This is a genomic window from Sphingomonas sp. PAMC 26621 (genome assembly GCF_000251145.1).
In the GTDB taxonomy this organism is placed as follows: domain Bacteria; phylum Pseudomonadota; class Alphaproteobacteria; order Sphingomonadales; family Sphingomonadaceae; genus Sphingomonas.
Window position 1 is genome coordinate 105274 of the sequence record NZ_AIDW01000016.1, and the last position, 14450, is coordinate 119723.

The following is a 14450-nucleotide window of genomic DNA, read 5'->3' on the forward strand; positions in this document are numbered from 1 at the left end:
GCAAAGCAAAATGTATCAATTCATGTTGTCCTGTCGAAACAGGTTCTATTTTAGTTTGGTCCGATTAGCGAAGGCTGGGGGCGAACGATCTGACGCCAATCGGATCGATGGCGATCGCGGGAATAACGCGGCGTTCGTTGCCTGAAAATTCTGCGCCACCTCTTGAAAATACGTATATCTGGATCTTGCTCGTGCTAGCATATTACCGCTGACGTAAGAGGGGCTGGTTCACGATGGAACGTTCGACCGTTATTCAGTTTATTCTTGACCTTTATAAAGACCCTACATATCTTGAAATTGGAGTAGACCAAGGGGTTACTTTTGACGCCCTGAGGGCTAATCTCAAAGTCGCCGTCGATGTCCGATTTGCCTTCGATCTCGCCGCTGCTCGTGCTTCGGCAGACTCGGTTCGTTGCGAATATCATGAGACAGCGAGCGACGCGTTTTTCGCCGATCGCGCTCTGACAGCACCGAAGTTCGACGTCGTTTTTATCGACGGACTACACACGTTCGAGCAGACTTTACGCGATTTGTTGAACGCCAGCTATGTCTTGGCGGAGGGTGGGACGATCGTCGTCGATGACGTAATGCCGTCGGGGTATGCGGCGTCCATCCCAGATCTTGACCTGACCCGGCAATTCTGGACTGCCACCAACAATCCCGACGGATCGTGGATGGGTGACGTCTATCGGCTGATCTTCTTCATTCAGGACTTTTTGGGCAGTTTCTCTTACGCGACCGTCGAAGAGAATCATGGGCAAACGGTACTTTGGAAAAAGCCGCGGCACGTCTCGTCCAATCCTGCCCGGATCGAGACGATCAGCCGGCTGGGCTATATAGATGCGGTGATGGGCAAGGCCGCGTTCAACTTTACGCCTCTGGCGGCAATCCTTCCGCATCTTGCGAAGCAGTGAGGCATCGGGTCTCGGCGGTAGCGACCGTTCGGATTGCTACCGCCCAAAATTGCAAGGCATGGATCGCGTCGTCCGCCGCGGCGGCCGCTAGTCAACCCGCTTCAACCCCGCCGCATATTTCCGCGCATTTGCGACATAATGCCGCGCCGACAACAGCAGTCCCGCCTTTGCCGCATCGTCCAACTCGCGCACCGCGCGGGCTGGGCTGCCGACGATCAGGCTGCCGGGCGGGAAGACCTTGCCCTCGGTGACGAGAGCCCCCGCGCCGACCAGGGAATCTGCGCCGATCACCGCATGGTTGAGGATCGTCGCGCCCATGCCGACGAGCACGCGGTCACCGATCGTGCAGCCGTGGAGGATCGCATGATGCCCGATCGTGCAATCTTCCCCGACGGTGAGCGGCGCGCCCGGGTCGCTGTGCCCCATCGCGCCCTCCTGAATGTTGCTGCGCGCACCGATCGTGATCGGGGTATTGTCCGCGCGGATCACCGCGCCGAACCAGACGCCCACGTCAGGCCCCAGCACCACCTCGCCGATCAGCTCGGCACTGGGCGCGACCCAGCTCGCCTCGCCGAGCTCCGGGGCCTTTCCGTCGATTTCGTACAGCGGCATCGCAGATCCTTTCTTGTCGCTACGCTCTTGTCGCGTCCGCGGCATGGCATGTCGGCGACGGTTTCGCTACGGATCCGCAAATGAGCCTGCCGCTGCACATCTATGTCGATGCCGATGCATGCCCGGTGAAGGACGAGATCTACAAGGTCGCGCTCCGCCGCGCGGTCGCGGTGACGATCGTCAGTAACAGCCCGATCCGGATCCCGATTCATCCCTTGCTCGCACGGATCGTGGTGGGGGCGGGGTTCGACGAGGCGGATGACTGGATCGCCGAGCGCGCCGGCACCGCAAGCGTCGTCGTCACCGGGGATATCCTGCTCGCCGACCGGTGCCTCAAGGCCGGGGCTAGCGTGCTGGCGCCAAACGGCAAGCCGTTCACCACCGCCTCGATCGGCAATGCGATCGCCGTGCGCGCGATCATGGCGGATTCGCGGGCCGGCGGGGACGCGGTCGGGGGGCCGCCACCCTTCGCCAAGACCGATCGCTCGCGCTTCCTGTCGGCGCTGGACGAACTGCTGGGGCGGCTGGCGCGCCGCTGACCGTGCAGGCACGGGCCCCGGCAAGGCGGCCGGTCCCTCGCGAACGACACGCTCGGCGTGCGAAATAGTTCCTGAATCGTAAAAATACCTGTGCGGTTTTGCCCGGGCAGCATCGTCGTGTCTGCAAGGAGACTTGCCGCACCGATGCCGACCTAACGCCCCGTTTCGACCATCGCCGGATCAATGACGCGATAGGCTCGGCCCCGCGTCTTCTCCCAACCGTCGCACACCGCCTCCACGGAACCGCCACATGTATCTTGAATCGCCGGATTTTCGCTCCTGGGATCGTCCATGGGAGCCGCTTTCAACGACGGTCATTCCGTGCAGTTGGACCGTGCTTGTCCCGTTCTTCAACGAACGCGACATGATCGGCCCGACGATCGAGAGCCTCGCCGCACAGGACATGCGGTTCGAATTGATCCTGATCGACAACGGATCGACCGACGGCAGCGGCGCGGTCGCTGCGGCCACATGCGCGCGACTGGGCCTTGCCCATACGCTGCTGGTCGAGTCGAAACCGGGGAAGGTCAACGCGCTGGCCGCCGGGGTCGACCTCGTTCGCACCTGCTATGTCGCCACCTGCGACGCGGATACGCTGTATCCGAGCGATTACCTGCGGCAGGCAGCGCGGCTGCTCGATCGGGGCGCGGTTGCCGCGGGTGCGTATTTCGTTGCGCCCGGGGCAGGCGCGGCGGATCACGCCAGGGCCGCACGGCGGATGATGCGCTCGGCGGCGCTGCTGCCCGACCAGTGTCATACCGGCGGCGCGGGGCAGGTGTTCCGTACCACCGCGCTACGCCGCGCCGGACAGTTCGATGCCCGTCGCTGGGGCTATGTGCTCGAGGATCACGAGATCCTGCACCGCGTCGGCAAGCACGGACCGATTGCGTATGGAGATGCCTTCTGGTGTGCGCCGTCGCCGCGTGAACGCGACCGGGAGTCGATCCGCTGGACGCTGGTCGAACGGCTTGCCTATCACCTCACGCCGACCCCGGCACGCGACTGGTTCTTTTACGGCTTCCTGGCGCGACGGTTGCAGCAGCGCAAGCTGACCAGCGACCGGATCCGCGAGCGGGAATTCCAGTCGGTCGGCATCATCCAGCCAGAGGCACGGCTGGCCGCCTGACCGGTCCGGTTGCCCAGCATCTCCCCCTTGCGATGGACCGGAAACGCGGCTTTAGCTGACGGCGATGCAGTGCGATTCGCCACGCTCGTGACCGAGACCGGGCTCAAGGCGGTGTTCCTTCAGGAACGCCCGATGTTGCTGCGCCTGCTGGTCGCCCGGTTGTCCAGTCGCGACGATGCCGAGGATGCGCTGCAGGATATCTGGCTGAAGCTCGACCAGCAAGAGGTGCGCGCGCCGATCGCGCAACCGGCGGCCTATCTGTACCGGATGGCGTCGAACCTTGCGGCGGACCGACGGATTTCCGCGGCACGCTCGGGGGCGCGCGAAACCGCGTGGCACGATGTCCAGCCCGCTGCCGACGAACAGCCCGACGCCGAACGCGGGCTGCTCGCACGTGAACGGCTTCAGCAGATCGAAAAGGCGCTTGCGGGCATGCCGGATCGGATGCGCACCGCGCTCCGGCTGTACCGCGTCGAGGAACAGCCGCAGAAAGACATTGCGGTCCATCTTGGCATGACGGTGAGCGGCGTCGAAAAGCTGCTGCGCCGCGCTATGCAGCAAATATCCGTATATCGTGCGAACGACGAGGCGGATTCCAGCGAGCGGCATCGTCTGTCAGGCGAAGGGGATACGCACGGTGGCCGTTGACGCCTCGACCATTACCGAACAGGCGATCGAGTGGTCGTTGCGCCAGCATGACATGGACGATGCCGCATGGCGCGCGTTCGTGACGTGGCTGGAAGCGGACCCGGCGCATGCCAGGGCGTTCGACACGCTGACGCTCGACGCCAGCCTCATCGCCGATCATCCGGAAGTGTTTCCCGTGGATGCCGCGGAAAGCGTGCCGCCGGTCGAGCGCAATCGTGCGCGCAAAATGTTGCGCTGGGGTGTTGGCGCGGGCGCACTTGCGCTCGCGGCGAGCTTCTCGCTTTTGGTGCTGCCGTCGCTCCCCAATACGGCTGCCGCGCCGTACGTCGTCGCGACCAAGGCGGGCGAACGGCGCGCGATCGCCCTGGCGGACGGAACGCGGATCGAACTCAACGGCGCGACCCGGATCGAACTCGACCGGTCTGATCCGCGTACCGCGCGGCTGGCCGCGGGCGAGGCGACCTTCCACGTGCGGCACGATGCGGATCACCCGTTCGTGCTCCGCTCGGGCGATCTCGCGGTCGAGGACATGGGCACCGTCTTCAACGCCGAACGGGAAGGCTACCGCCTTGACGTGCAGGTCGGCGAAGGCGCGGTACTGTTCCAGCCCAAGCGCGACAAGCTGACGTTGCGCGCCGGCTCGGCGGTGACCGCGCGCGATGATACCGGGCATGTTGCGGTATCCAAAGTCGATCCCGCGCACGTCGGCGGCTGGCGAACCGGCAACATCGCTTTTGCGGGGGAACCGTTCGGGCGTATCGTCAATGCCTTGCGGCGGATCGACGCGGCAGAGGTGTCGATCGAACCGGTCTTGTCGCAGCAGGCGTTCACCGGCATGGTTCACCTGACGGGGAAGCCCGCCCAGGACGTGCCGCATCTGGCCGCACTGGTCGGGGCGGATTGGCGGCACGATGGGAAGCGGTGGGCCATTTCGGCTCGATAAAGGCAGCATGTTTCGGGGTTTGGCCACGCTGTGGCTACTGTCTGCCACGGCCGTTGCCGCCGCACCCAATACGATCAGCATACGAGCGGTCCCCCTCGACCGGGCACTGACCTCGCTCGCCGAGCAGACCGGGACCGATATCGTCAGTACCGAACCAGGGCTGCCCGCGGTCGCGGGTCGCCCGCTGCGCGGCCGGATGACGGCTGAAACGGCGCTTCGCCGGTTGCTCAAGGACACCGGCTATCGCGCGGTCCCGATTGGTTCGCACGGATTCCGAATCGTCCGCGCCCCGCGTCGCGTCGTCGCTCCACCTCCAAAGGCAGTCGCCATCCCCGGCGATGGGGCGGACATCGTGGTGACCGCGAGCAAGCAACGGTCCTCGCTGCTGCGCTTCCCCGGCAGCGCGATCATGCTGAGTGGTTTTGCGCCCGCATCCCGCGCGACGCGGCCGATCGACATGGACACATTGGCCCGCGCGACTCCGGTGCTGCAGAACACCGAGCTTGGCGTCGGCCGAAACAAGATCTTCATCCGCGGGATCGCGGACAGCAGCTTCAACGGCGCGACCCAATCGACCGCCAGCCAGTATTTCGACGAAGTTCCGCTGGGTTTCGCCGGCCCGGAACCGAGCCTCAACCTGTACGACATGCACAGCGTCGAAGTGCTCGAAGGGCCGCAGGGCACGCTGTACGGCGCAGGCGCGATCGGCGGGATCATCCGGCTGACGCCGAACCCGGTTTCGTTCCAGCGCAGCAGCGCCGCGATGACCGGCGGGGTCACGCTGACACAGGATGGCGCACCCGGTTTCGACATTGCGGGCATGGCCAATTTGCCCCTGGTTCGCGATCAGGCAGGCGCCCGGATAGTGGCGTATCGACAGCAGGCGGGCGGCTATATCGACGATCCCGCGCGCAAGCTGACCGCGATCAACCGTACCGATACGGTCGGCGGCCGGGTGGCGGTGGCATTCGATCCCGGCGACGGCTGGAGCGTCGAACTCGGGGCGCTCGGGCAGCGCATCGATTCGGCGGATGCGCAATATACCGAACCCAGAAGCCCGGCGGACGCGCGGTCGCTCCAGCGCCAGTCGCTCTATGCGCAGCCGTATCACAGCACGATCAAGCTGGTGCGCAGCGTCGTTCGGAAAAGCTGGGACAGCGGGCTCGATCTGGTCTCGGCCACCGGCTTTGTCGACCGGCAGACCGACGACACGTTCGACGCCAGCCGTGCGCTCGGCAGCGTCGGGGCAGTGCTCTATCGCAATGCCCAGATCGACCGCCTGTTCGTCCAGGAAACGCGGCTGGTCCGTCCGGCGACGACCCGCGTCGGCTGGCTGCTCGGGGTCGCGTACCTCAACGACAATGACGTCCAGTCGCGGGCGCTCGGCCCGCCCGGGCAGACCGCGACGATCATCGGCGTGACCAACCGCACCGAAAGCGTCTCGGCGTTCGGCGAGGCGACGTGGCCGGTCACACCTGCCTTTTCGCTGACGGCAGGCGCCCGCCTCACCGCAGCCCGCACCGACGGCGAGCCGTCCGTGCGACCGCGCAACAACAGTTTCATCAAGGGGCGGGCGACGCGGCGGATCGATCCGACCCTTGCCGCGTCGTGGCTAGTCGCACCGCGCACCGCGCTTTTCGCCAAGGTCCAGTCGGGGTATCGGACCGGGGGGCTGGCGGTGGCAAGCGGCATCGGACGGGTTGCAGATTACCGTTCGGACTCGATCATCGTCGGCGAGGCAGGGGTCCGACGGCAGCATCAGGGCGAAATCGGTCTCGAACTCTCCGGCGCGGTTTCCTATGCGCGCTGGCGCGATATCCAGGCGGACCTCTACAATCGACGCGGCCAGCCCTATACCGCCAATATCGGCAATGCCGACATCACCGCACTGGAGGCGCTCGGCGATTGGGTGCCGGTCCGCGGGCTGCACGCGACCTTCGCCTTCCTCTACACCTACAACCTCGTCGACGGTGCCCTCGCGCAACTGGCGAAGAGCAGCAACCGGCGGTTGCCCGAGACCCCGCCGTTCGCGGGCAACGCGGGCCTGTCCTATCAATGGCTGCATCGCGCCGGGTCGCTGTTCGACGTTGGCATCCAGGCGCGCTATGTCGGGCGCTCGGTGTTGGGGACCGGCGATTATCTTGAGATCAGCCAGGGGCAATATGCGGTGCTTGCGGCGCATGCGGGATGGCGTTGGCGCAACGTCGACTTCGTTGCATCGGGCGACAACCTCCTTAACGCACGCGCCAACCAGTTTGCGCTTGGCAATCCGTTGATGCTCTCGACCAAGGCGCAGGCCACGCCGCTTCGGCCGCGAAGCCTGCGGATCGGGGCGTCGATCGCCTGGTGAGCGGGAGGCCCGGCGCTCGAATCACGCGAGTCCTGGCCTGCACCTGCGGGAACCCGCAGGTCGGATTCCCGGGCGCATGCTAACGCCCACAGTCCTGGCGTCATGACAAACTGACGCGCTCGAAGGGGTGGGCAATGCGGGATACGGACGCGGATTGGGAACGGATCGGTCAGGAGGAGCCATATTACGGCGTCCTGACGCATGATCGGTTCCTGCGGAAAAACATCGACGGGCAGGCCTTGCAGGATTTCTGGGATACCGGGGAGGCCGATTACGCGCACCTGACCGCCACGATCCAGCATCATCTGGGGGATTTCAAACCGCATACGGCGCTGGACTTCGGCTGTGGTGTCGGTCGCCTGACGCGCGCGATGGCGAAACGATGTGACAGGGTTTTCGGCGTCGACGTGGCTGAAGGCATGCTGATCGAAGCGCGCAAGGACCGTCTTCCCAACATCGAATACGTTCGGGAGATACCCGCCGCCAAAGTCGACTGGGTTCATTCCTCGATGGTGTTGCAACATATCCCCCCGGTGCGCGGGTACGTCCTGATCGACGACCTCATGGCGCGGCTGAACCCGGGCGGTGTCTTCACGCTCCACTTCCCGATCTTCAAGGACCGCGAGTATCTCGAGCGTATCACGCCGTATTTTCGTCGCGGGAGATGGGACGGGGAGACCCTGACCCATATGTCGCTCGAAGCCGTCGCCGAAGGAACGATGCTGATGTACGACTATGACGTCAGCCGGATCCTCATGTCTGCGATAGCGGCGGGGTGCGCCCACAATTACTTCAACCATTCGAACCACGGCGGGTGCCACACCATCACCCTTTACGGCCGGGTTTGAACCGAACGATCTTCGGGGATCGCCGGATTACGGTGGCTTGGCGCAGGTCGAAGAACGGGCGGGTGCGGTTTTCCGTCGGTGCCGGAAACGATCGGGTCCGCTGCCGGCTAGTAGCGTTAGCGCCTGTCGGCTGCCGGCGACGTCCTGAGCGCGGGAACCGCGAGCGGTGGCTTGGCACCCGCCGGGCCATCGATGACAGGTGCATCCCCCTTTCGCCGCACGCCCGTCAGTCCGTCGGAAAGCAGCGGGACATGCGGTGGCAGCGCGGCGGACGGGCTGGGCTCCTCGTCGATCTTCAGGCTTTCCGCCGCCAGTCGGGCGGTGGTGAGGAAGGTCTGCGCCTTCATGCACTGTGATGCCACCGGACGCCGGAACTCGCGGCAATTCCACAGCGCCTTGTCATAGCCGCGCGGTTTGTCGCGCAGATAGCTGAACGCCATCGCGGCCACCTGCGCGGGTTGCAGCGGGAGCGATGCCGGCGTCATCGCCGGATCGATCCAGCCCATTACCTTGCAATAGGAGCGGTCTGCGCAGATCCGCGCGGCGAATTGCGCGAAGCCGTCCGGCGACATGGTGTCGGGGTCGAGCGTGAGAAGGAAGCTGTTGCCATCCCCCGCCAACGCGGGCGGGAGCGGGGATTCCGCGGCAGCGGTGTCGTACAGCGCGCCTTGCGCGATCGGGAACCCCTCCGCGCCGCGATGCGCCTCGGAATAGGGCGCGAGCGCGGCGATGATCGGTTCTGCGCTCGACACCTGGCGGTTGAAGGCGGCGGGCGTGCCCCACCAGCCGGTCCAGCGGAAAAACAAATGCGTGCCGACCGAAGCGATCTTGTCGAGGCTGGATTGCCAGTACGGCACCACCCAGTCGGTGTGATAATGCGTGGCATAGCCGACCTTGCGAGCGACCGACCCGCTAAGCGCCGACGCCGCGACCGTCCGAGCGCGCCCCCATTGCGCCTCGCTCCAGCGATTGCGGGTGAGGGCACCGTCGCAGGTGAAGGTGAACTGGCACCCGGTGCTGCGTTCGGATCCCTGGAACACCACGCCGCAGATCGTCTTGGGGAAAGCCGGATGGCGGACGCGGTTGATCACGACCTGCGCGACCGCGCGCTGGCCGACCGGATCGTCGCCTGCTTCGTAGAGCACCGCCGCCGCCATACAGTCCGTCGCGCGCGCGCGCTCGTTCGCATCGCCAGCGAGCTTGAACGGGCGCGCAGCGGGATTGGGGCCGTAGACGAAAGGAACGTCGGCATTATAGTCGCGCGCATCCTGCGGATCGAGGTCCTGGAACGCAACGGGCTCGACCGGGGGGAGCTCGGCCTGCGGAACGACACGTTGCGGCACCGGGCGGACCTTGTGGTGGTGACGAACGGGCGGGGGCGCCGTGCGCACGAGCAACAGCGGAAGCAGGATCGCGAGCGCGGCGATGGCGACCAGCACGAGCCGGAGGGTCAGCGTCGGTTTCGGGGAAGGCGGCACGGCGATCAGCGACCGACGAAAGGGGACGGGGAAACGGGCACGCAGGGCTCCTGACCGGGATTGGCCGCGGCCCTTAGCGCATTTTTGCGAACAAGCGAAACGCCCGCCGGATACCGATCCGGCAGGCGTCTCGAAACGGATCAGCTCTCGGGCAGGAAGTCCGGGACCGACAGATACCGCTCGCCGGTATCATAGTTGAACCCGAGCACGCGGACGTTGTCGGGCAGGTCAGGGAGCTTCTGCAGGATTGCCGCAAGCGTCGCGCCCGAGCTGATCCCGACGAGCATGCCTTCCTCGGCAGCCGAACGGCGCGCCATGTCCTTGGCGACCGCGGCATCGACCTTGATCGCGCCGTCGATCGACTGGGTGTGGAGGTTGGCCGGAACGAACCCGGCGCCGATCCCCTGGATCGGGTGCGGACCCGGCGCGCCGCCCGAGATGACCGGCGAAGCTTCAGGCTCGACCGCATAGACCTTGAGGTTGGGCCATTCCTTCTTGAGCGCCTCGGCGACGCCGGTGATGTGACCGCCGGTGCCGACCCCGGTGATGATCACGTCGATCGGCGAATCGCGGAAATCGTTGAGGATCTCGATCGCGTGGTGCGGACGTGGACGTCGATGTTGGCGGCGTTCTCGAACTGCTGCGGCATCCAGGAATTGGGCGTCTGCTCGACCAGTTCGAGCGCGCGTTCGATCGCGCCCTTCATGCCCTTTTCGCGCGGGGTCAGGTCGAAGGTCGCGCCGTAGGCGAGCATCAGGCGGCGGCGTTCGAGCGACATGCTCTCGGGCATGACGAGCACGAGCTTGTAGCCCTTGACCGCGGCGACCATCGCGAGGCCGACGCCGGTGTTGCCGCTGGTTGGCTCGATGATCGTCCCGCCGGGCTGGAGATGCCCGTCGCGTTCCGCCGCCTCGATCATCGCGAGCGCGATGCGATCCTTGATCGACCCGCCGGGGTTGGAGCGTTCCGACTTGATCCAGACTTCGGCGCCGGGGAAGAGCTTCTGGATACGGACGTGCGGCGTATTGCCGATCGTATCCAGGATGGTGTTCGCCTTCATGATTGCGCAACTCCTGCTGGGGTCTTGGTTAAAGCTATGTCGGGCTGGTCGAAGGTCTTCGCAAGCCTGAGCTCGGGGAACAGGCGGACCCACAGAATCGTAACGACGATCGCGCCGATCCCGCCGAACATTACCGCGCCGACCGGGCCGAGCAGCGAAGCGAGCAGCCCGCTCTCGGCTTCACCGAGCTCGTTCGAGGCGGAAATCGTGAGCTGCGAGACCGCGCTGACGCGGCCGCGCATCGCATCGGGGGTGTGGAGCTGGATCAGCGACTGGCGGACATAGACCGAGACCATGTCGCCGCAGCCAGCGACCGCGAGCGCCGCGGCGCTGAGCCACAGGTTGCGCGACAGGCCGAAGACGAGGATCGCCGCGCCGAACACCATCACCGCGATCAGCATCTTGACCCCGACGTTGGTCTTCATCGGCCGGACCGAGAAGAACAAGGCGGTGACGGTCGCGCCAGCGCCCATGCTCGCGGCGAGGATGCCAAGCCCCTGCGGGCCGACATGCAGGATGTCTCGCGCGAACACCGGGAGCAAAGCGGTGGACCCCGCGAGCAGCACCGCGAACAGGTCGAGCGTGATCGTTGCCAGCACCAACCGGTTGTGCCGGACATACGCGAAGCCCTGCGCGATCCGGGTGAGCGGGTGCTGGTCGGGTTGCGACGGCGGCTGCGGGACCGGGCCGATCAGGAACATCGCGACCAGCGCGACCGACAACAGGCTTACGACGACGCCATACGCAAAGTCCGGGTGGACCGCGAACAGAAGCCCGCCGAGGCTCGGCCCCGCGATCGACCCCACCTGCCATGCGATCGAGCTCACCGCGATCGCAGTTGGCAGGCTTTCGCGGGGCACTAGGTTGGGGGCGAGCGCGGAATAGGCCGGGCCGGAGAAGGCGCGGACGATCCCGAACACGACAGCGGCGGTGAACAGCGCGGGGAGGGTGAGCGTGTGCGTCGCGGTCAGCACGCCGAGTGTGCCGGCGGTGAGCAGCATCACCAGCGTCGTCACCCGCACGATACAGCGCCGGTCGACCGAATCGGCGACGAGGCCGACCACCGGGGTCAGCAGGAATAGCGGCACGAACTGCGCCGCGCCGATCATCCCGAGCAGGAACGCCGCCTCGCGAATCCCCATGGTCGCGCGCGCCAGGCCATAGACCTGCCAGCCGACGATCAATGCCATCGCGGTGATCGCGACCGTGCCCGACAGGCGCGACGCCCAATAGGCGCGGAAATTGGGATGCGGAAGGGATGCGGTGCGTCTGCATCGCGTCATGCCTTAGGCCGAGCCGCGCGCGCGCCGCAATCACCGTCTTGCTTGGCCCGTGGAAACTTCTGTTCGTCCCGGCGACGCTAGGGATTTGACGCGGGACATTGATATGCGCGCAACAACGGGCCTATAGGCTCGCGACATTCCCCAGGATACGAGGTTGATCGTCCGTGGCCAAAGCCCCCGCCCTTCGTAAAGCTGAACCGCCGGTTCCCAACCGCGAACGTCCCGATGAACCGACGCCGTACGCGGCTTCGAAGGACGAGCTGATCGAATTCTACAAGCAGATGTTGCTGATCCGCCGCTTCGAGGAAAAGGCGGGCCAGCTCTATGGCCTCGGCCTGATCGGCGGCTTCTGCCATCTCTACATCGGCCAGGAAGCGGTCGCAGTCGGTCTGCAATCCGCGCTGACCCCGGTCGACAGCGTCATCACCGGCTATCGCGACCACGGCCACATGCTGCTCTGCGGCATCCCGCCGCAGGACGTGATGGCCGAGCTTACGGGGCGTGCCGCCGGCATCTCCAAGGGCAAGGGCGGCTCGATGCACATGTTCTCGGTGGAACATAAGTTCTACGGCGGGCACGGCATCGTCGGCGCGCAGGTCTCGCTCGGCACCGGGCTCGGCTTCAGCCACAAGTACAAGGGCGACGGCGGCGTTTGCCTCGCCTATTTCGGCGATGGTGCTGCCAACCAGGGTCAGGTCTACGAGAGCTTCAACATGGCCGAGCTGTGGAAGCTGCCGGTCATCTACGTCATCGAAAACAACCAATATGCGATGGGCACGAGCGTCAATCGCGCATCGGCCGAGGACCAGCTCTATCGCCGCGGCGAGAGCTTCCGCATCCCGGGCATTCAGGTCGATGGCATGGACGTGCTGGCATGCCGTGGCGCGGCCGAAGAGGCGCTCGCCTGGGTTCGCGCGGGGAAGGGTCCGATCATCCTCGAGATGAAGACCTATCGCTATCGCGGTCACTCGATGTCCGATCCCGCGAAATATCGCAGCCGCGAGGAAGTCCAGGCGGTGCGCGACAAGTCCGACCCGATCGAGCACGTCAAGAAGCTGCTCGAGGAGCAGGGCGTGACCGAGGGCGATCTCAAGGGGGTCGAGCAGGAGATCCGCAAGATCGTCAACGAAGCGGCGGATTTCGCTGAACAGACGCCCGAGCCCGATGCGGCCGAGCTCTATACCGACGTTCTGGTGGAAAAATACTGATGCCGATTGAGATCAAGATGCCCGCGCTTTCCCCCACCATGGAGGAAGGCACGCTCGCCAAGTGGCTGGTCAAGGAAGGCGACGTCGTCAAGTCGGGCGACATCATGGCCGAGATCGAGACCGACAAGGCGACGATGGAATTCGAAGCCGTCGACGAAGGCACGATCGGCAAGATTCTCGTCGCCGAGGGCACCGATAACGTGAAGGTCGGCACCGTCATCGCGACGCTCGACGCCGAGGGCGAAGAGCCGTCGTCCGGCGAGCGTGCGGGCGATTCCGCCAACGCGCAGCCCAAGGAAGCGCAGCCCGCCGACAAGGCGCCGCCAGCCCCCGAGAGCAACGTGCCGATGGCCGCCGAGAGCGGCACGCAGCAGCTTCACGCCGCCGCCGAGCAGAAGGCAAAGGTCAGCGACCCCGCGATCCCCGAAGGGACCGAGATGGTCAAGATTACGCTACGCGAAGCGCTGCGCGACGCGATGGCCGAGGAAATGCGCGCGGACGAGCGCATCTTCGTGATGGGCGAGGAAGTCGCGCAATATCAGGGCGCGTATAAGGTCACGCAGGGCCTGCTCGCCGAGTTCGGCGACAAGCGCGTGATCGATACGCCGATCACCGAATATGGCTTTGCCGGGATCGGTGCAGGCGCGGCGATGGGCGGGCTTCGTCCGATCGTCGAGTTCATGACCTTCAACTTCGCGTTGCAGGCGATCGATCACATCATCAACTCGGCCGCGAAGACCAACTACATGTCGGGTGGCCAGATGCGCTGCCCGATCGTGTTCCGCGGTCCGAACGGCGCGGCGTCGCGCGTCGGTGCGCAGCATTCGCACAACTTCGCGGCATGGTACGCCAGCGTTCCGGGCCTGATCGTGATCGCGCCCTATGATGCGGCGGATGCCAAGGGCCTGCTCAAGGCCGCGATCCGCACCGAGGATCCTGTCGTGTTCCTCGAGAACGAGCTGCTCTACGGCCGCACGTTCGAAGTCCCCAAGCTCGACGATTACGTCCTGCCGATCGGCAAGGCGCGGATCATGCGCGAGGGCAAGGACGTCACGATCGTCAGCTATTCGATCGGCGTCGGGCTTGCGCTCGAAGCTGCGGAAAAGCTGGCGGAAGAGGGGATCGACGCCGAGGTGATCGACCTGCGCACGCTGCGCCCGCTCGATACCGAGACGGTGCTCGCGAGCCTCAAGAAGACCAATCGGCTGGTCATCGCCGAGGAGAATTGGGCGACCTGCTCGATCGCGTCGGAAATCCAGGCGGTCTGCATGGAGCAGGGCTTCGACGACCTCGACGCGCCGGTGCTGCGCGTCACCAACGAAGACGTGCCGATGCCCTATGCGGCGAACCTCGAGAAGCTGATGCTGGTGACGAGCGACAAGATCGTCGCTGCGGTTAAGAAGGTGACGTACCGGGGCTGAGGCCCCGGTACGCCCTTCGG

12 protein-coding genes and 1 pseudogene are annotated in these 14450 nt (G+C 65.4%); 9 read left to right on the forward strand and 4 right to left on the reverse strand.

From position 1 onward, the window contains the following. Nucleotides 1-233: 233 nt before the first annotated feature. Nucleotides 234-914 carry a class I SAM-dependent methyltransferase gene (locus RI03_RS22265; protein WP_010216722.1) on the forward strand — a complete coding sequence of 227 codons (681 nt, stop codon included), beginning with the start codon at nucleotides 234-236 and terminating at the stop codon, nucleotides 912-914. A gap of 87 nt (nucleotides 915-1001) precedes the next feature. Here RI03_RS22265 and RI03_RS08775 read toward each other — a convergent pair whose 3' ends face one another. Continuing rightward, nucleotides 1002-1526, reverse strand: a complete 525-nt coding sequence (locus RI03_RS08775; RefSeq protein ID WP_010216723.1) for a gamma carbonic anhydrase family protein — start codon at nucleotides 1524-1526, stop codon at nucleotides 1002-1004. Nucleotides 1527-1606: 80 nt separating this feature from the next. On the opposite strand from RI03_RS08775, the gene RI03_RS08780 reads away from it, so the two are divergent. The 6 genes from RI03_RS08780 (at nucleotide 1607) to RI03_RS08805 (ending at nucleotide 7980) form a co-directional block, all read left to right on the forward strand. Next, nucleotides 1607-2065: a YaiI/YqxD family protein gene (locus RI03_RS08780; RefSeq protein WP_010216725.1), complete on the forward strand. Its 459-nt coding sequence runs from the start codon at nucleotides 1607-1609 to the stop codon at nucleotides 2063-2065. Nucleotides 2066-2399: 334 nt separating this feature from the next. Further along, the gene (locus RI03_RS08785; protein ID WP_010216727.1) at nucleotides 2400-3191 is read left to right on the forward strand and encodes a glycosyltransferase; all 792 of its coding nucleotides are present in this window, start codon (nucleotides 2400-2402) and stop codon (nucleotides 3189-3191) included. A 69-nt stretch (nucleotides 3192-3260) separates the two neighbouring features. Beyond that, nucleotides 3261-3839 carry an RNA polymerase sigma factor gene (locus RI03_RS08790; RefSeq protein WP_010216728.1) on the forward strand — a complete coding sequence of 193 codons (579 nt, stop codon included), beginning with the start codon at nucleotides 3261-3263 and terminating at the stop codon, nucleotides 3837-3839. Further along, nucleotides 3829-4782, forward strand: a complete 954-nt coding sequence (locus RI03_RS08795) for a FecR family protein (RefSeq protein WP_010216729.1) — start codon at nucleotides 3829-3831, stop codon at nucleotides 4780-4782. Before RI03_RS08790 ends, RI03_RS08795 begins: the two co-directional genes overlap by 11 nt. A gap of 7 nt (nucleotides 4783-4789) precedes the next feature. After that, the gene (locus RI03_RS08800; RefSeq protein WP_238542326.1) at nucleotides 4790-7132 is read left to right on the forward strand and encodes a TonB-dependent receptor domain-containing protein; all 2343 of its coding nucleotides are present in this window, start codon (nucleotides 4790-4792) and stop codon (nucleotides 7130-7132) included. A gap of 134 nt (nucleotides 7133-7266) precedes the next feature. Then, nucleotides 7267-7980: a class I SAM-dependent methyltransferase gene (locus tag RI03_RS08805; RefSeq protein ID WP_010216731.1), complete on the forward strand. Its 714-nt coding sequence runs from the start codon at nucleotides 7267-7269 to the stop codon at nucleotides 7978-7980. A gap of 116 nt (nucleotides 7981-8096) precedes the next feature. Here RI03_RS08805 and RI03_RS08810 read toward each other — a convergent pair whose 3' ends face one another. The 3 genes and pseudogenes from RI03_RS08810 to RI03_RS08820 form a co-directional block, all read right to left on the reverse strand. Continuing rightward, entirely contained in the window at nucleotides 8097-9419 is a 1323-nt protein-coding gene (locus tag RI03_RS08810) for a cell wall hydrolase (protein ID WP_010216732.1), read from the reverse strand. Nucleotides 9420-9598: 179 nt separating this feature from the next. Beyond that, nucleotides 9599-10518: pseudogene (cysK, locus tag RI03_RS08815) on the reverse strand (cysteine synthase A). Further along, nucleotides 10515-11801 (reverse strand): MFS transporter, encoded by a 1287-nt coding sequence (locus RI03_RS08820; RefSeq protein ID WP_010216733.1) that lies wholly within the window; start codon nucleotides 11799-11801, stop codon nucleotides 10515-10517. The pseudogene cysK and the gene RI03_RS08820 overlap by 4 nt, the downstream one beginning before the upstream one ends. Nucleotides 11802-11965: 164 nt before the next feature. On the opposite strand from RI03_RS08820, the gene pdhA reads away from it, so the two are divergent. After that, a complete protein-coding gene (gene pdhA / locus RI03_RS08825; RefSeq protein ID WP_010216734.1) occupies nucleotides 11966-13009 on the forward strand; it encodes a pyruvate dehydrogenase (acetyl-transferring) E1 component subunit alpha in 1044 nt (347 codons plus the stop codon). Further along, entirely contained in the window at nucleotides 13009-14430 is a 1422-nt protein-coding gene (locus RI03_RS08830; protein ID WP_010163614.1) for a pyruvate dehydrogenase complex E1 component subunit beta, read from the forward strand. Before pdhA ends, RI03_RS08830 begins: the two co-directional genes overlap by 1 nt. The last annotated feature ends 20 nt before the right edge of the window (nucleotides 14431-14450 follow it).

Bases quoted from the DNA above. Each gene is read 5' to 3' on its own strand.
- RI03_RS22265 (WP_010216722.1), top strand. From the start codon at position 234: ATGGAACGTTCGACCGTTATTCAGTTTATTCTTGACCTTTATAAAGAC.
- RI03_RS08775 (WP_010216723.1), bottom strand. From the start codon at position 1,526: ATGCCGCTGTACGAAATCGACGGAAAGGCCCCGGAGCTCGGCGAGGCG.
- RI03_RS08780 (WP_010216725.1), top strand. From the start codon at position 1,607: ATGAGCCTGCCGCTGCACATCTATGTCGATGCCGATGCATGCCCGGTG.
- RI03_RS08800 (WP_238542326.1), top strand. From the start codon at position 4,790: ATGTTTCGGGGTTTGGCCACGCTGTGGCTACTGTCTGCCACGGCCGTT.
- RI03_RS08805 (WP_010216731.1), top strand. From the start codon at position 7,267: ATGCGGGATACGGACGCGGATTGGGAACGGATCGGTCAGGAGGAGCCA.
- RI03_RS08820 (WP_010216733.1), bottom strand. From the start codon at position 11,801: ATGACGCGATGCAGACGCACCGCATCCCTTCCGCATCCCAATTTCCGC.
- RI03_RS08830 (WP_010163614.1), top strand. From the start codon at position 13,009: ATGCCGATTGAGATCAAGATGCCCGCGCTTTCCCCCACCATGGAGGAA.